This window comes from uncultured Pseudacidovorax sp., from assembly GCF_913773995.1.
In the GTDB taxonomy this organism is placed as follows: Bacteria; Pseudomonadota; Gammaproteobacteria; order Burkholderiales; family Burkholderiaceae_C; genus Xenophilus.
This window is the reverse complement of the sequence record NZ_CAJYES010000103.1, coordinates 1-16215: the sequence shown is the minus strand read 5'-3', so window position 1 is coordinate 16215 and position 16215 is coordinate 1. Positions and strand designations below refer to the sequence as shown.

The window sequence follows — 16215 nt, the reverse complement described above, 5'->3', positions numbered from 1 at the left end:
CCTCCTTCGTGGGCGTGGGCTCGCTCAAACACCGCGTGGTGCTCTATCCCATCTCCCCGCCCGATCCGGCCACGGGCCTGGCCACCATCAACTGGATCGCCGAGATCACCGTCGACAACCAGGGCGGCTGGCAGCACGGCGACTGGAACCGGCGCGTGCGGCTCGAAGACTTCATCCACCACTTCGAAGGCTGGAACTACAGCTGGATCGACGTGCCCGCCATGCTGCGCGGCGCCCAGGACGTCTTCGAGTACCCCATGATCGACCGCGACCCGGTGCCCACCTGGGTCGATGGCCGCGTGGCGCTGCTGGGCGATGCGGCGCATGTGATGTACCCGGTGGGCTCCAACGGCGCCAGCCAGGCCATCGTGGATGCGCGGGTGCTGGGCGCGCAGCTGATCGCCCACGGCGTAGGGCCACAGGCGCTCCAGGCCTACGACGACAGGCTGTGCAAGGACATCTCGGCCCTGGTGCTGCGCAACCGCGGCTCGGGGCCCTTCGGACTGCTGGGCCTGGTGGACGAGCGCTGCGGCGGCGTGTTCGACCACATCGACGAGGTGCTGCCGCGCGCGGAGCGCGAGGCCTTCATGGCGCGCTACAAGGCCGCCGCGGGCTTCGCCATCGAGACGCTCAACGCCGCGCCGCCGACCATCGCGCCGGGGCAGCGCGTGGCAGGGGGCTGACAAGGCCGCTGCCCGCAGTCCGCCACGCGCTCACCCCCGCCCCAGCAGCGGCCGCCGCCGGCTCCAGGTCACGAGCTGGTCCGCCGGCATCGGCCGCGCGAAGAGGTAGCCCTGAAGCTCGTCGCAGTGCATGCCGACGAGGATGTCGCGCTGGCCCGCGGTCTCCACGCCCTCCGCCACCACCCGCAGCCCCAAGGCGTGGGCCAGCCGCACGACGGCATCGACCACGGCGCGGGCGTCGGCGCTGGTCTCCAGATCGCTGATGACGCTGCGGTCGATCTTGAGCTGCCGCGCGGGCAGGCGCCTCAGGTAGCTCAGGCTCGAATACCCGGTGCCGAAGTCGTCGATGGCGATGAAGACGCCGATGCGCGCCAGGCGGCCGAAGACCTCCTGCGTGGTGCTGACGTCCTCCATCGTCACGGTTTCGGTGATCTCGCACAGCAACTGCGAGGCCGCGACGCCGTGACGGCGCAGAGCCGCGTCGATGCGCTCGACCAGGTCGGCTTCGTGCAGTTGCTGGGCCGACAGGTTGATGGCGACATGGACGCGCAGGCCGGCGCGGGCCCACTCCTTCATCTGGCGGCAGGCCTCGTCGAGCACCCATTGCCCCAGCTGGCCGATCAGGCCGAAACGCTCGGCCACCGGAATGAAGACCGCCGGCCCCAGCAGACCGCGCTCGGGATGGTTCCAGCGCACCAGCGCCTCCACGCCCGCGAGCTCGCGGCGGCGGCTGTCGATCTTGGGCTGGTAGTACAGCACCAGCTCACCGCATTCCAGCGCCCGGCGCAGCTCCACCTGCAGGCTCAGCTGCTCGTGGGCGTTGCTGCTCATGTGCGACTCGAACAGCGCGTGCTGTCGCCCACCGGCGCGCTTGGCCGCCCGCATGGCGGCATCTGCCTGCGCCACCAGCGCCGACTTGGGACCGTGATCGGGATGGATGGTGATGCCGACCGAGCTCGAAATGTGGACCGGCGGATCGCCAACGGCGAAGGGACGCGCCAGCGCATCGAGGATGCGGGCAGCCACGGCGGTGCAGTCGGCGGTATGGACCACGTCTTCCATCAGCACAACGAATTCGTCACCGCCGATGCGCGCGACCGTGTCGCCAGTGCGCAGCACGCGGCGCAGGCGGTCGGCCACCTCGCGCAGCACCTTGTCGCCGCCGGCGTGACCCAGGGAGTCGTTGACCGGCTTGAAGCCATCCAGATCGACGAAGAGCACGGCCAGCTTGCGCATGCCCCCGACGCGGGCCTGGTTCAGTCGTTCATCGAAGAAGGCGCGGTTGGGCAGGCCGGTGAGCGGATCCAGGTGGGCGCGGCGGTCCAGCTCTTCATTGGCCTCCTGCAACTGATGATGGGCCTGCTCGAGCGAATGGGTCAGGTCGCGCGTTCGGCCCCGGACGCGGGCGTCCAGCAGGGCCGTGACCAGCGTCAGCACCTGCATCAGCACGGTGGCGGCGGCCACCATCAGCACCAGGCCATCGCCGCCGAGCTGGTCGGCACTCAGGCAGACGCTGCCCGGGGCATACATCGCGGCGGCCATTCCCATGTAATGGGCACCGACCATGCCCAGCCCCAGGCCCGTGGCCAGACCGAACTGCTGCGCCCGGCCACTGCGGCCATCGCGCCGGCGACGAAACAGCCACAGCGCCGCGGTGCCGGTAAGCCACGCGAGCAGGGCCGCAGCGCCGAACAGGGGCAGGTTCCATCGCACCTGGGGTGCCATGTCGAGCGACATCATGCCGAGCTGGTGCATGCCGATGAAGCCCGCCGCCACCAGCGCCGCGCCACCGATCAGCCGCCATCCGGCGAGCCTGCGCGCCGCCGCCAGAAACAGCATCGCAGCGGCCGCGAGCACCGCGACCACCCACGACAGTCCCGTGAAGCCGTAGCTGTAGCCCGTGGCCACCGGCAGGCTGTGGGCCATCATGCCCACGAAGTGCACGGCCCAGACCCCGCTGCCCGTGACCAGCGCGCCGCCGGTGCACCAGATGCGCGACATGACGCGGTCGCGCGTAGCAACCCGCTGGGCCAGATCCAGCGCGACGAAGGCCACGAAGACGGCCATGGCCAGCGACGCCGCGACGATCAACGGGTCGTAGCTGAAGGTCATGGCGGCACCCATCGTCTCAGTGCCGGCACGACCGATGGCAGGGCGGCAGGCTGCGCGGTGACCGGGCACGGGCGGCCCTCACGGGCTCGCGCTTGCGTGACATAGGCCTGCAGTGGGTGATCGATGTGGCCGCGGCCATGTGTCCGAAGTCCGGTGCGCCGGACCATCCCTCCAAGGAACACGGGCGAACCGTCATGACGCGCCGCACTACAAAGGGTAGCGAACCGGCGCACCGCCGCGTGTCGGCGCGACGGCGTGCGTGGCGTAGGCAAAAATCCCGCCGCACGTGCTCCCCCGGCCCGCCTCGACGGGCGGGCGCGCAGCCGCGGAGAGCCTCAGATCACGCGGAAATGATGGGTACCGTCGCGCCCGAGCTGGGCCACAAGGCCGAACTCCCAGTCCAGATAGCCCTGCATCGCTTCGCGGGGCGCATCCGTGCCCTCGTAGGGACGGCGGTAGCGGTCGGTGCGCGGGGTGGCCAGACGCGCCTCGCCGGCTTCTTCGGGCAGACCGGCTGCGAACCAGGCCGCATTGCCCCCGGTGAGCAGGCGCACCGGCACGTCCGTGCGGCCCTGTGCGTCCAGCAGCGCGCGCAGATCGGCCGCGGCATAGGCCGCGAGCAGGCTGGTGCCGCAGGTCAGCACGTACTGGTCGGCGGCCGGCAGCGACCGCGCCAGGGCCGTCGCCAGCTGGGCGCGGACGGCGAACCAGGCGCCGGGAATGTGGCGCTTGACGTAGTTGGCACTGGCGCCCACGTCGATGAGGACGGCATCCCCCGCCTCGAGCAGCGCCGCCAGCGCCGCGGGCGCAATCGGCTCGACGTCGCGGTGCGGCGCGGGCCGCTCCGGCACGGACGTGCCCGTCTCGCTGAAGTCGGCCGTAGCGGCGCCTTCGATGCGCCACACCTCCCAGCCCATCTGCGCCAGCCAGGAGCCGGTCATGGCAGCGCGCACGCCGTCGTCGTCGGCCAGCACGTAGCGGGCGCCACGCACGGGGGCGTGGTGGTCGGTCTCCTGCACCAGCTGGCCGCCGGGGGCGCTGGCAAAGCCGGGCAGGTGGCCGGCCTCGTATTCCTCGGGTGTGCGCACGTCGAGCCGGTAGGTGGTGCGCCCCGCTTCGGCCAGCAACGCGGGCAGGTCGGCCAACGCCAGTGTCCGCACGCCTGCGCGGGCCGCCACGGCCTGGGCGTCGGCACGGGCCTGTTCGCGGACAACCGGATCCACGTCCTGCGGAGCACGCCGCTGCGCGCCATGGTCCAGCTGCTGGCCGGCCAGCAGCCAGCCGATGGTGCCGTTGCGCAGGGCGGCCACCGGGTTGGGCAGGCCGGCATTCACCAGCGACTGCGTGCCGATGATGCTGCGCGTGCGCCCGGCGCAGTTGACGATGACCCGCGTGGCGGGGTCGGGCGCCAGCGCCCGTGCGCGCAGCACCAGTTCGGCACCGGGCACGCTGGTGGCGCCGGGGATGCTCATGGTCTGGTACTCGTCGAAGCGGCGCGCATCCAGCACGACCATGTCGGCCTGGGCGTCGAGCAGGGCCTTGACCTCCTCGGCCGCGAGCGAGGGCGTGTGCCGCTCGTGCTCGACCAGCTCGCCGAAGGACTTGCTGGGGACATTGACGTCACGGAACAGCTCGCCACCCGCGCGCCGCCAGCCTTCCAGCCCGCCTTCGAGTGCATGCAGGTTCATGTAGCCCAGCCGGGCCAGCACAGCGGCGCCGCGCGGCACCAGGTCCTCGCCCTCATGCTCGCCGTAGAGCACCATGAGCGTGTCGCGCCGCGGGATGCGCCGCCAGGCCTCCAGCTCGACGCGCGACAGCGGCAGGTTGGCGGCCCACAGCGGATGGGCCTGGGCATAGGGGTCTTCCTCGCGCAGGTCGAGCAGGGCGATCTCGCGGCGGTCCAGCAGGTGCTGGCGCACCTCGGCCACGCTCAGCACGGGCAAGGAAGACGAAGGGGCGGTCTGGGTCATGAAGAGAAGAGAAAGGAAGAAGCCGGCCGGGGCGCCGCGTGCTCAGGACGCAACGGCGCGCACCTCGGCGCTGCGGTCCCACAGATTGGGCAGGACGTCGTTGGAATAGCCGGAGACGAAGCGCTTGCGCCCGCCCTCGGCCGGGTAGGTGTGGCGCGCCACGGCGCCGATGTTGGCCCCGTACACATGGATGCTGATCGAGACCTGGTCGGCCAGGGCGTTGCGCACCTGGTGCACGTCGCCCACGGTCGGCGACACGGCCTCGACCTGGCCCGGGCGCAGATGCACCGGCGCGCCATCGGGCTGCCAGCGCCCATCGGCATCCGGCGCATAGCCCTGGCTGGTCTCCGCGCCCCGCAGCATGCCGATCAGGCCCCACACGGTGTGGTCGTGCACCGGCGTGGCCTGGCCCGGGCCCCAGACGAAGCTCACGACCGAGAAGCGCTCGCTGGCGTCGGCATACAGCAGGTGCTGCTGGTAATAGCTGGGGTCGGGCCTGGCGAAGGCCTCGGGCAGCCAGTCGTCTTGTGCCACGAGCTTCGCCAGCAGTGCCCCACCCTCGCGCAGGATGCGCGGCTCGTCGGGCTCGCCATCGAGCAGGCGGTGGAAGCCGACCACGAAGTCGCGCAGGCGGGTGATGCCGGTCATGCGGCGATTGTGGCTGCTTGGCCGGCAGTGCTTCGATCGGGCGCCGCCCGGCCCGCGGCGGCCAGCGCCTGCTGGCCGGCAGCCACCAGTGCGGCGTCGCTCTGGGGCGTGTGGATGCGCGCGCACAGCACGTCGCGATGATGGCGCTCCAGCGGGTTCTGACGCGCCAGGCCATGGTTGCCGCTGAGCTGCAAGGCCAGCTCCACCGCGGCGATGGCCTGCGTGCCCACGGTGTGCTTGACCAGGCCGCTGTCGGCCGGCGTCGGCACCTGGCCGGCATCCGTACGTGCGGCCAGGTCGTTTAGCAGCACGCGGTTGGTGCGCAGCAAGGCCTGGATCTCGCCCACCTTCTCCTGCACGCGCGGCAGGGTCGCCAGCGGCGCGCCCAGGCTGCCCGGCGCGCGCGACTGCAGGAAGCCCAGCAGCCAGTCGCGCGCCGCGCCGGCCACGGCGTCGTACAGGCTGCCGAGCAGCGTCGCCATCCAGGCCTGCTGGTTGGCGAAGGCCTTGGCCTCGGCGGCTGTCGCGGCCGCCGGCGCCCAGTGGGCGGGCACGCGGATGTCCACGGCATGGTCCAGCGGAATGCGCACGCCCTCCAGCACCGCCTCGTGGCTGCCCGAGGCCCGCAGGCCCAGGTGGTCCCAGCTGGCGATGGTGCGGATGCCCGGCGCCTTGCCGGGCACCAGGAAGAAGCCCGTGCGCGGCGCCGGCTCGTCGGTTCGGCCCCACACCAGCAGCCACGACAGCCGCTCGATGCCGGTGGTGTAGAGCTTGTGGCCATCGATCACCCACTCCTTGCCTTCGCGCCGCGCCACCGTGCCGGGCAAGCCACCCCGGGCAGGCGAGCCCAGCGCCGGCTCGACGCGCAGCGCGTTGGCCAGCGCGCCTTCGCGCACACCGCTGCGGGCCACGGCCTCACGCAGGTGGGCCGGCCAGCGGTTGGCCGGATGGCGCAGCGCCTGGTGCTGCAGGTAGGTCATGGTCAGCACCAGCGCCGTGGCCGGCTCGCCGGCCGCCACCGCCGTGATCACGCGGCGCGCCTCGGCCAGCGTGGCACCGCCACCGCCCCAGGCTTCGGGCGCGACCAGGCCGATCAGGCCCAGCCGCTGCAGCTCGTCGAAGTTGTCGTGCGGAAAGCGGCCGGCTTGGTCGTGGTCGGCGGCGGTGGTGGCGAAGCGGCGCGTCAAGGCGGCCAGCGTGGCGTCGTCGACACGCGGCGCGGCCCGCAGCGGCGCGGGGGAATCACCGACGCCGTCGAGGGCCGGTGCGAACAGGGTCTGGGGCAGTGCACTCATGAGAGCGCACTGTGGAGCCCATCCGCGCGCGCTGGAACCATCGTTTGCGCATATCCAAACTCGGAATCCGACGTTCACGCGAAGGCCATGGGCCGATACGGTTCGGCCCCATGCTGCGCTCATCGCCTTCCAATTTCAGCGCCACGCGTCGCCGCCTGCTGCAGGCTGCGGCCCTGGCTCCCATGGCCGCACTGGCCGCCCCTCACGACGACCTCGCCGGCGTCACGCTGCGCGTGGGCACCTACAAGGGGAACTGGCGCGCCCTGCTCGATGCCGCCGGGCTTCAGCAGGCGCCCTACCGCATCGACTGGCGCGAGCTCAACAACGGCGTGCTGCACATCGAGGCCATCAACGGCGACGCGCTGGACCTGGGCTCGGGCAGCGAGATTCCGCCTGTGTTCGCCGCCCGCCAGAAGGCCCAGCTCAAGCTGGTGGCGGCCATCCACGAGGACCTCAACAACCAGGTCACGGTCGCCCGCAAGGACGCACCCATCCAGTCCATCGCCGACCTCAAGGGCCGGCGCGTGGGCTATGTGCGCGCCACCACGGCGCACTACTTCCTGGCCAAGCAGCTGGCCGAAGCCGGCCTGTCCTTCAACGACATCCAGGCCGTCAACCTGACTCCGGCCGACGGGCTGTCGGCCTTCGCCCGCGGCGACCTCGATGCCTGGGCCATCTATGGCTACAACGGCCAGATCGCCCGGCTGCAGCATGGCGCGCGCGTGATCAAGACGGGCGTGGGCTACCTGTCGGGCAACTTTCCGGTCTATGCCAACCCGCGCTCGCTGGAGGACGCGCGCCGCCGCGCCGCCATCGGCGACTTCCTCCTGCGCCTGCAGCGCGCCTATGCCTGGGTGAATGGCAACTTCCTCGCCTATGCCCGCACGCAGTCGGCCGAGACCCGCATCGCCGTTGGCGACATCGTCGAGCTCTTCAACCGCCGCAGCCACGACTACAGCCTGGTGCCGGTGAGCGACGCCGCGGTGCGCAGCCACCAGGATGTGGCCGACACCTTCCTTCGCCTGGGCGTGCTCGACGGCCCGGCCGACGTGCGCCCGCTGTGGGACCGGCGCTTCGATGCTGCGCTGCGCGCGGGCGCCGCCGCCTGATCCCGTCTTTTCTTCACTCCCTTCTTCCAGAAAGCCATCCATGAGCCATTCCCCCACCGACGGCCAAGTCCAGTTCATCGGCATGATCCAGACCCAGAAGGTCTCGGAGACCCATGCGCCGCGCGGCCCCGCCATCGACCGCGATTACGTGCGGGCCTTTGCCCAGGCGCACGAGCAGGCCGGCTTCGACCGCATCCTGGTGCCGCACCACTCCACCAGCCCCGATGCCACGCTCACCGTGGCCTATGCAGCCACCGTGACCGAGCGCATCCACTTCATGCTGGCGCACCGGCCCGGCTTCGTCGCCCCCACGCTGGCGGCGCGGCAGTTCGCCACGCTGGACCAGTACACGGGCGGTCGCCTGGCGGTGCACTACATCTCCGGCGGCTCCGACGAAGAGCAACGCCGCGACGGCGACTGGCTGAACCACGACCAGCGCTATGCCCGCACCGACGAGTACCTGGAGGTGCTGCGCAAGGTGTGGACCAGCGAGCGCCCCTTCCACCACCACGGCGACCACTACCAGGCCGAGAACGCCTTCTCCGAGGTCAAGCCGGTGCAGACGCAGGACGGCCTGCCGCACGTGCCCGTGTACTTCGGAGGCGCCTCTGAAGCCGCCCTGAAGGTGGCCGGCAAGCACGCCGACGTGTACGCGCTGTGGGGCGAGACGCTGGACCAGGCGCGCGAGCTGACCACGCGTGTGCGGGCCGAGGCGGCGCGCCATGGCCGGCAGGTGAACTTCTCGGTGTCCTTCCGCCCCGTGCTGGCCGACACCGAAGAGGCCGCCTGGGCCCGCGCCGACCGCATCCTCGAAGAGACGCGCCGCCTGCGCGTGGTGGCCGGCTACTCGCGCGGCGGCCCGCTGCAGAGCGAAGGCGCGCGCCGCCTGCTGGCCGCAGCCAACCAGGGGCCGCGCGTGGACAAGCGCCTGTGGACCGCCATCGCGCAGGAGACCGGCGGCCGCTCCAACAGCACCGGCCTGGTCGGCACGCCCGAGCAGGTGGCCGAAGCGCTGCTCGACTACTGGGAACTGGGCGTGACCACCTTCCTGATCCGTGGCTTCGATCCGCTGGAGGACGCGCTGGATTACGGCCGCGAGCTGATCCCGCGCACGCGCGCTCTCGTCGCCGAGCGTGCCGCGGCCCGTCACGCCGAAGCCCAACGCCGGGTGGCCTGAAGCGATGAATGCCCCCGTCCACGCCGCCCATCTGCAACCCGCCGCGAGCGCGCTGCGGGCCCGCTTCCATGCGCAGCCGCAGGCGCGCTACTGGTTCGACCCGGCGCCGCCGCGCACCACGGTGGAGGCCGAGCGCCGCCACCGCCAGGAGCGTCTGGCCGGCGCCTTCCGCCTCTTCGCGAAGCATGGTTTCGACCTGGGCCTGGCCGGCCACATCACGGCGCGCGACCCGGAGCTGCCCGACCACTTCTGGGTCAACCCGCTGGGCGTGCACTTCTCGCGCATCAGGGTGTCGGACCTGCTGCTGGTCAACAGCCGGGGCGAGACGGTGATCGGCGACCGGCCGCTGAACAAGGCGGCCTTCGCCATCCACGCCGCTATCCATGAGCGCCATCCGGAGCTGGTGGCCGCCGCCCACACGCATTCGACCTACGGCAAGGCCTTCTCGACGCTGGGCCGGCCGCTGCTGCCGCTCACCCAGGACGCGTGTGTGTTCCACGGCGACGTGGCGCTGTTCGACGACTTCACCGGCATGGTGGTCGACCTGTCCGAAGGCGCGCGCATCGCCGAGGCGCTGGCCAAGCCCGACGGCGGCTTCGGCAAGGGCGCCATCCTGCGCAACCACGGCATCCTGACGGCCGGCCGCTCGGTCGAGTCCGCCGCCTGGTGGTACATCGCGCTCGACAACGCCTGCCACACGCAGCTGCTGGCCGAGGCCGCCGGCACGCCCCGGCCCATCGACGAGGCCACCGCCCGCCACACGCATGCGCAGATCGGCGGGCCCGAAGGCGGCATCCATGCCTTCGAGAGCCTGTACCAGCCGCTGGTGGCTGCCGAGCCGGACCTGCTGGACTGACCCCCGAGAAACGGGTGGTCTGCGGCGTTCGCCTGCACCCTCGTGCCCATCTCATCCCACTCGCACACCCCATCGGCGGCTTCGCCGTCCCCCTGCTTCATGACATCGCCACCCTTTCCGACAGCCCCCCGCTCACTCCCGCGCCGCCGCTTCGTGGCCGGCGGCTCCGTCCTCGCGGCCGGCCTGGCACTGCCCGCCCTGGGCGCCCGCGCCCAGTCCCGCCCCGTGCTCAAGGCCGGCGACCAGAAGGGCGGCCTGCGCGCCCTGCTCGAAGCCGCCGGTGCCCTGGACGGCCTGGCCTACGACATCCAGAGGTCCGAGTTCCCGGCCGCCGCGCCGCTGGCCGAGGCGCTCAATGCCGGCGCGGTCGACCTGGGCCCCATCGGCGATGCGCCGCTGATCTTCGCCCTGGCCGCCGGCACGCGCGTCAAGGCCATCGGCGCCAACCGCAGCGATGCCTACGGCACGGCGGTGCTGGTGCGGCCCGATTCGCCGCTGCGCAACGCGGCCGACCTCAAGGGCCGCAGCGTGGCCACCAACCGGGGCTCCATCGGGCACTTCGTCACCCTCAAGGCCATCACCGCCGCGGGCCTGCAGCCGGGCGATGTCAACCTGCGCTTCCTGCCGCCTGCCGATGCCAAGCTGGCCCTGACGCAGGGCTCGGTCGATGCCTGGGCCACCTGGGAGCCCTACACCGCCATGGCCGAGACGGCCGGCCACGCCCGCGTGCTGGTCAGCGGCCGCGGCCTGCTGCCGGGCCTGAGCTACCTGGCCGCCACCGATGCCGCCATCGCGGCCAAGCGGCCGGTGCTGCAGGACTACCTGCAGCGCGTGGCTCGCGCCCAGCAATGGGCCAACGGGAACGTGGCGGGCTACTCGGCCACGCTGGCGCGCATCATCGGCATCTCGCCCGAGGCGGCGCGCCTGCAGTTCGAGCGCCGCCAACAGGCCTGGGTACCCATCGACGAACGCGTCATCGCCGACCAGCAGGCCACTGCCGACTTCTATGCCAAGGTGGGCCTGATCAAGACGCCGCTGCAGGTGGCGGGCACCTTCGACAAGGGCTTTGCGCTGCCGGGCTGAGCGGCGCCAACGGTCCTCCGGCTCCTACTGGTCTCGCTGCGCCCGGCCTCCATGGGCGCGGCGCTGCGGGTGTGTATGCCGCGGACACGGACCGCCGACGCGCCCGAAAAGATAAGTTGGCAAAAGCGGCACGCAGGGCGCGATGCGCGTACGATGGGCTCGTTGATATGTGCAAGGCCTTCATTGCATCGGTCCTTTTCCGCTTCTCCCGGGTTCGCCCCGCGGCTGTGTCGAATCTCCCTTGTTGATTTTCTTGGCGTCTCTTCACCGGGTGCGCGTTCGCGTCCCGGCAACCTCGAAAGGAAATCGACATGACCACACAAACCGGAACCGTGAAATGGTTCAACGACGACAAGGGCTTCGGCTTCATCGCCCCCGACAACGGCAGCAAGGACCTCTTTGCCCACTTCCGTGAGATCCAGGGCGGCGGCTTCAAGACCCTGACCGAGAACCAGCATGTGCAGTTCGAGGTCGTCCAGGGTGCCAAGGGCCCTCAGGCCTCCAACATCCGCGCCGTGAGCTGAAGCAGCCGGGCCCGATGGTCCGGCCGATTTTCCAAAACGGCCTGGCCCCTCAAGCGCGGTTCATCCGCGCTTTTTTTATTTCCGGAAGGCACCGTCGCATGAAGAATCTGCAGGAGGCCACCGAGCGCATCTGCGAACTCAAGGGGAGCCTGATCGCCCTGGACGCCTTGCTTCCCTCGCTGCTGGAAGCACTTCCTGGCGCTTCGCACGGCACCTTGGTGCGCGCGTTCGAAGCCCATGCCGAGGCAGCGCGCACGGTCATCCTGAACACGCCCGTGTCGGATCATGTGCTGATCACCTTCGAACGGGACATTGCCCGGACGCAGGCGGTGCTCGCCGGGATCACGCCCGCGCCGGCCGACCCGGATCCGCGCCAGCCCGTGGAGTCCGTTCTGCTGACGACGACGCACATCAGCACCTATGCGGGCTCGCGGCTGCTGACCGGCGCGAGCGGCTTCTTCTTCCGCCGCGGCGATCGGCTGTTCCTGGTCACGAACGCGCACGTGCTGTCCGATGCACCCATCGCCCATGCGCCGGACCGCATCGAGATCGAGCTGCACACCGACGCCAGGGACCTGACCCGCTACGCCACCTTCTCGATGCCCCTCTACGAGAAGGGCCGCGCGCTGTGGCGGCAGGCGGCCGACACGGGCGGTCCGGTGGACATTGCCACCCTCGAGATCCAGACCGCGCGGCTGCCGGAGAGCGTGGAACTGCATACCTTCGACGAATCCCACCTCGCGCCACGCGGCGAGGACGTGGCCGTGGGCGACAACCTGACCGTCATCGGCTTTCCCCTGGGTTTCCACGACACGGTCCATCACCTGGCCGTCGCCCGCAGCGCGTCTATCGCCTCGGCCTATGGCGTGCGCTTCCAGCAGAAGGGCTACTTTCTGACGGATGCGAGGACGCACCGCGGCAGCAGCGGCGCGCCGGTGGTCCGGCGAAGGCTGGGCAGCGACCCTGGCCTGCGCTCCTCGCTGGCCTCGTGGCAGCTGCTCGGCGTGCACTCCACGCGCATGGACATGCGCACCCGCGATCTCGTCAAGGACGAGTCGCTCGGCCTGAACTGCGCCTGGTATGCGGATGTGCTGAAGGTGCTGACACAGGCCGCATAGTGCCGGGCCGGACGGCCGCGCACCACGTCCTGACGACGTGACGCCCTCGACGGTGTCTCGGGTCGTCACCGATCTGGCCCAGGCCACATTCGTTGCGTCCAAGTGATGTGACTTCCTTCATCAGGCCTTGCCACCGACATTGACGCCCACCACGCGATGTCGGACTGCGCGTGGCCGATGCCCAGCACCACGACGGCCAGGCGCGTCTGCTCCGCCACGGCGAGGGCCTGCGCGTGCGACGTGCCGGGCAGGATGCAGGCGAACTCGTCAAATGGCGCCGGTTGGCCAGCCCGGTGAGCGCGTTGGTCACGCTGAGCCGGTAGATGCGGTCGTTGAGCGCGCGCAGCTCGGCCTCGAAACGCTTGCGCTCGGTGATGTCGCGCACGATGGAGCAGTTGAAGCGCCGGCCTCCGTACTCGACGAGGTTGACCGTCGGCTCCCTTGCCCCGGATGCCAGCGGGCACACAGGCGCCGCGGTCGCATCGCTGCGGCTATTGTTGACGCAACCTTGCGCAGGCCCGGCTCATCGCGCGGCCTCCATGCCCGGGATGCCACGCCGGATGGCCTGCGAGAACTGCGGATCGGCATCGGCCGCCTTGGCGCGCTCGGTGATGCGGCCGGCGGAGCGCAGCGTCTCCAGGTCCGCCTTGGCCGCCAGGCCGTCGATGGACTGCAGGTAGCCGGGCAGGTAGCCCGAGGCCAGCAGCCGCCAGTCCAGCGGCAGGCCACCTACGATGCGCCGCGCCATGTCGAACACGATGGTGGTGCAGTTGGCCGTGAGCGTGGAATAGAAGCGCGGATGCGCCGCCAGGGTCGTGGACTGGTCCATGTACGCCAGGAAGAGCGAGCGCATGGCCTCGGGCGGCATGGCGACGCGGTAGAGGTAGACATCCTCGCCGCGCACATTGGTGCGCACGCGCAGCACGTCGCGCTCGTCCGCGGCCACCAGGGCCAGCTCGAACTGCTTGAAGAAGCCGGCCACGGCCGAGAAGGACTCGCCACGCTCCTTGCGGACCTCGACCGAGAACGCGAGGTAGCGCGTGCCGCCCTGCCCGTCGTCGAAGCCGAAGGAGACCAGGGTGTGGGCGATGGCCGGCCCCATCCAGTACGACAGGGCCATGTCCACGCTGCGCAGGCGGTCCAGGTCGTACTGGCGCGTCTCCCAGCGCACTGTGTAGTCCTCGTCGCTGCGCCAGTCGAAGTTGCGCACGTTGCGCAAGGTGACGAGCGAGCCGGCCACCGAGGGCTCGATGTGCCGTGCCACGTCGTCGGCCCAGTCGCGCGTGTCCGACGGCGCGATGCGGCCCCACCACACCAAAAGCAACGCGAAGGCCAGCGCATAGCCCACGAGCGCCTTGCCATGGAAGGGCCGCCAGGGCCGGCCGATGACGGCGAGTGCCGCCACAGCCCAGGCCACCGCTGCAGCCATGCGTCCGCCCTCGGTCAGCGGCAGCCGGTAGTACAGCGCCAGCGCCGCCCACAGGCCTGTGCCCAGGAGCACCAGCACGAGCAGGCCGCGGCCCGCACCGATCAGCAGCCGCCTCATGGCGCCAGTGCCTCGCGCAGCAGCGCGATGTGGCTGCGCCGCTGCTGCTCCAGCGTGACCGGCGCGCCCCCGCCCTGCCCGTGCATCAGCTGCCACAGCACGACCTGCGCGATGGGCGCCATCAGCAGCCAGGGCGAGGCGGTGAGCGCGCCCTTGCCCAGGCTGCCCTGGCGCACGGCGCGGCGCACCAGGCGCTCGACCGCCGAGGCGAAGGGGTCGAGCACCGCGCGCTGCCAGCGCTCCACCAGCGCCTGGACCTGGCGGCCGTCGGCCATCACCAGGCGCAGCGTCATGGCCGTCTCGGGCCGTGCCAGCAGGCGGTACACAGGGTCGATCACGCGCTCCACCAGCAGGTCGACGGTGACCGTCTGGCCGGGCGCCAGGGTCGCCTCGTCCAGGCCCGCCGGCATGGTGAGCGAGCGGTCGATCAGCGCCGCGAAGATCTCTTCCTTGCTGTCGAAGTGCGCATAGACCCCGCCCTTGGACAGACCCGCACGCAGCGCGATGTCGTCGATGCGCGAAGCTGCGAAGCCCTTCTCGTGGAACACCGCCAGTGCGGCATCGAGGATCTGCGCCATGCGCAGCGGCGGCGGCAGGCGCTGGCGCGAGGGACGGGCCTCGGGCAGACCGTCGGCAGACATGGGGGACGGAAGGTCGGCGGTCGGTGCGTTCATGGGTGTGGGTGGGCAGAGGCGCGGGGACGGCGCGGCCGGCGATTATGGATGGATCGCACCGTTAACGACTCGCGAGTCGTTAGACATCGATCCGTTGACATGCATCAATGAGCGCAGACGGGTCGGCTCCTACAGTTTTTTCCAGGCGGCCTCCTCCGGTGCCGCCCCGCCTTCCGCCCGTCCTGTGGGCACCTTCACGCCCTGCCGCCATGCCCGCCCCTTCTCCGATCACCGTGCCTGCCGCCGACGTCCCCGCCGATACCGCTGCCGCCGCCCTCGACATGCAGGCGCGGGCCATCGCGGCCCGCCTCACGGGCGCCCTCTCGCCCATGGCCGGGCTGCTGGCCGCCTTCGACTGGGCCGCGCACATGGCGGGTTCGCCCGGCAAGCAGCTGGCCCTGGCCCAACTGGCCGTGCGGCAGACCCAGGCCCTGGCCAAGGAGGCGACACCGGCTGCCCCCGATGCCTTCGCCTCGCCCGACCGGCGCTTTCGTGCGCCGGCCTGGCAGCACCAGCCCTTCAAGACCTGGCAGCAGACCTTCCTGGCCAGCCAGCAGTGGTGGGACGCGGCCACGCACGGCGTGCTCGGCGTGGAGCGCCACCACGAGGACGTGGTCGCCTTCAGCGCCCGGCAGTGGCTGGACCTGCTCTCGCCCGGCAACATGCCCTGGACCAATCCCGAGGTGATCGAGACCACGCTGCGCGAAGGCGGGGCCAACCTGCTGCGGGGTCTGCACAACTGGATGGAAGACGCGGGCCGAGAAGCGTCCGGCGCTGCCCCGGCCGGCACCGAGCAGTTCCGCGTCGGGCACGAGGTGGCCATCACGCCCGGCAAGGTGGTGCTGCGCAATGCGCTGATCGAGCTGATCCAGTACGCACCCGCCACGCCCACCGTGCACCCCGAGCCGGTACTGCTGGTGCCGGCCTGGATCATGAAGTACTACATCCTCGACCTCACGCCCCAGGAATCGCTGGTGCGCTACCTGGTCTCGCAGGGCCACACCGTGTTCTGTATCTCGTGGAAGAACCCCGGCGAGGCCGAGCGCAACCGGGGCATGGACGACTACCTGCAACTCGGCCTGAATGCGGCGCTCGACGCGGTGCAGGCCCTGTGCCCGCGCCGCAAGGTGCATGCCGCCGGCTACTGCCTGGGTGGCACGCTGCTGGCGATCGGCGCGGCGGCCATGGCGCGCGACGGCGACGACCGGCTGGCCAGCACCACCTACTTCGCGGCGCAGACCGACTTCTCCGAGCCCGGCGAGCTGGGCCTGTTCATCGACGAGAGCCAGCTCAGCCTGCTCGAAGCGCAGATGCGGCAGAAGGGCTACCTCACCGCCCAGCAGATGGCCGGCGCCTTCAGCATGCTGCGCAGCTACGACCTGCTGTGGTCGCGCATGGTGGGCGACTACCTGCTGGGCCA

14 protein-coding genes are annotated in these 16215 nt (G+C 71.0%); 8 read left to right on the top strand and 6 right to left on the bottom strand.

The window, feature by feature from the left end; translation table 11 throughout:
* On the top strand, positions 1–683 hold a 683-nt coding region (locus QZ772_RS08890; RefSeq protein ID WP_295524862.1), incomplete at its 5' end, for an FAD-dependent monooxygenase.
* 30 nt (positions 684–713) lie between these two features.
* Here QZ772_RS08890 and QZ772_RS08885 read toward each other — a convergent pair.
* From QZ772_RS08885 to QZ772_RS08870, 4 genes are all read right to left on the bottom strand, one after another.
* Positions 714–2795, bottom strand: a complete 2082-nt coding sequence (locus QZ772_RS08885) for an EAL domain-containing protein (RefSeq protein WP_295524859.1) — start codon at positions 2793–2795, stop codon at positions 714–716.
* Positions 2796–3130: 335 nt separating this feature from the next.
* Entirely contained in the window at positions 3131–4765 is a 1635-nt protein-coding gene (locus tag QZ772_RS08880) for a rhodanese-related sulfurtransferase (RefSeq protein WP_295524856.1), read from the bottom strand.
* 42 nt (positions 4766–4807) lie between these two features.
* Positions 4808–5413 (bottom strand): cysteine dioxygenase, encoded by a 606-nt coding sequence (locus QZ772_RS08875; RefSeq protein WP_295524854.1) that lies wholly within the window; start codon positions 5411–5413, stop codon positions 4808–4810.
* Positions 5410–6708 (bottom strand): acyl-CoA dehydrogenase family protein, encoded by a 1299-nt coding sequence (locus QZ772_RS08870; protein WP_295524852.1) that lies wholly within the window; start codon positions 6706–6708, stop codon positions 5410–5412. Before QZ772_RS08870 ends, QZ772_RS08875 begins: the two co-directional genes overlap by 4 nt.
* Before the next feature lie 110 nt (positions 6709–6818).
* On the opposite strand from QZ772_RS08870, the gene QZ772_RS08865 reads away from it, so the two are divergent.
* The 6 genes from QZ772_RS08865 (at position 6819) to QZ772_RS08840 (ending at position 12575) form a co-directional block, all read left to right on the top strand.
* Positions 6819–7817, top strand: coding sequence for an ABC transporter substrate-binding protein (locus tag QZ772_RS08865; protein ID WP_295524850.1), 999 nt, complete (start codon positions 6819–6821; stop codon positions 7815–7817).
* Between the two features lie 40 nt (positions 7818–7857).
* Complete coding sequence (locus QZ772_RS08860) at positions 7858–8994, top strand: LLM class flavin-dependent oxidoreductase (protein WP_295524847.1); 1137 nt, start codon at positions 7858–7860, stop codon at positions 8992–8994.
* Between the two features lie 4 nt (positions 8995–8998).
* The gene (locus QZ772_RS08855) at positions 8999–9850 is read left to right on the top strand and encodes a class II aldolase/adducin family protein (RefSeq protein WP_295524843.1); all 852 of its coding nucleotides are present in this window, start codon (positions 8999–9001) and stop codon (positions 9848–9850) included.
* Positions 9851–9949: 99 nt separating this feature from the next.
* A complete protein-coding gene (locus QZ772_RS08850) occupies positions 9950–10933 on the top strand; it encodes an ABC transporter substrate-binding protein (RefSeq protein ID WP_295524841.1) in 984 nt (327 codons plus the stop codon).
* 311 nt (positions 10934–11244) lie between these two features.
* Positions 11245–11457, top strand: a complete 213-nt coding sequence (locus tag QZ772_RS08845) for a cold-shock protein (RefSeq protein ID WP_294370810.1) — start codon at positions 11245–11247, stop codon at positions 11455–11457.
* 98 nt (positions 11458–11555) lie between these two features.
* Positions 11556–12575, top strand: coding sequence for a serine protease (locus tag QZ772_RS08840; RefSeq protein WP_295524837.1), 1020 nt, complete (start codon positions 11556–11558; stop codon positions 12573–12575).
* 523 nt (positions 12576–13098) lie between these two features.
* Here the strand turns inward: QZ772_RS08840 and QZ772_RS08835 are convergent.
* Positions 13099–14121, bottom strand: a complete 1023-nt coding sequence (locus QZ772_RS08835; protein WP_295524835.1) for a DUF4105 domain-containing protein — start codon at positions 14119–14121, stop codon at positions 13099–13101.
* Positions 14118–14795, bottom strand: coding sequence for a TetR/AcrR family transcriptional regulator (locus tag QZ772_RS08830; RefSeq protein ID WP_295524833.1), 678 nt, complete (start codon positions 14793–14795; stop codon positions 14118–14120). The genes QZ772_RS08835 and QZ772_RS08830 overlap by 4 nt, the downstream gene beginning before the upstream one ends.
* Positions 14796–15076: 281 nt before the next feature.
* On the opposite strand from QZ772_RS08830, the gene QZ772_RS08825 reads away from it, so the two are divergent.
* Positions 15077–16215: alpha/beta fold hydrolase (locus QZ772_RS08825; RefSeq protein ID WP_295524866.1), on the top strand; the 1139-nt coding region annotated here is incomplete at its 3' end.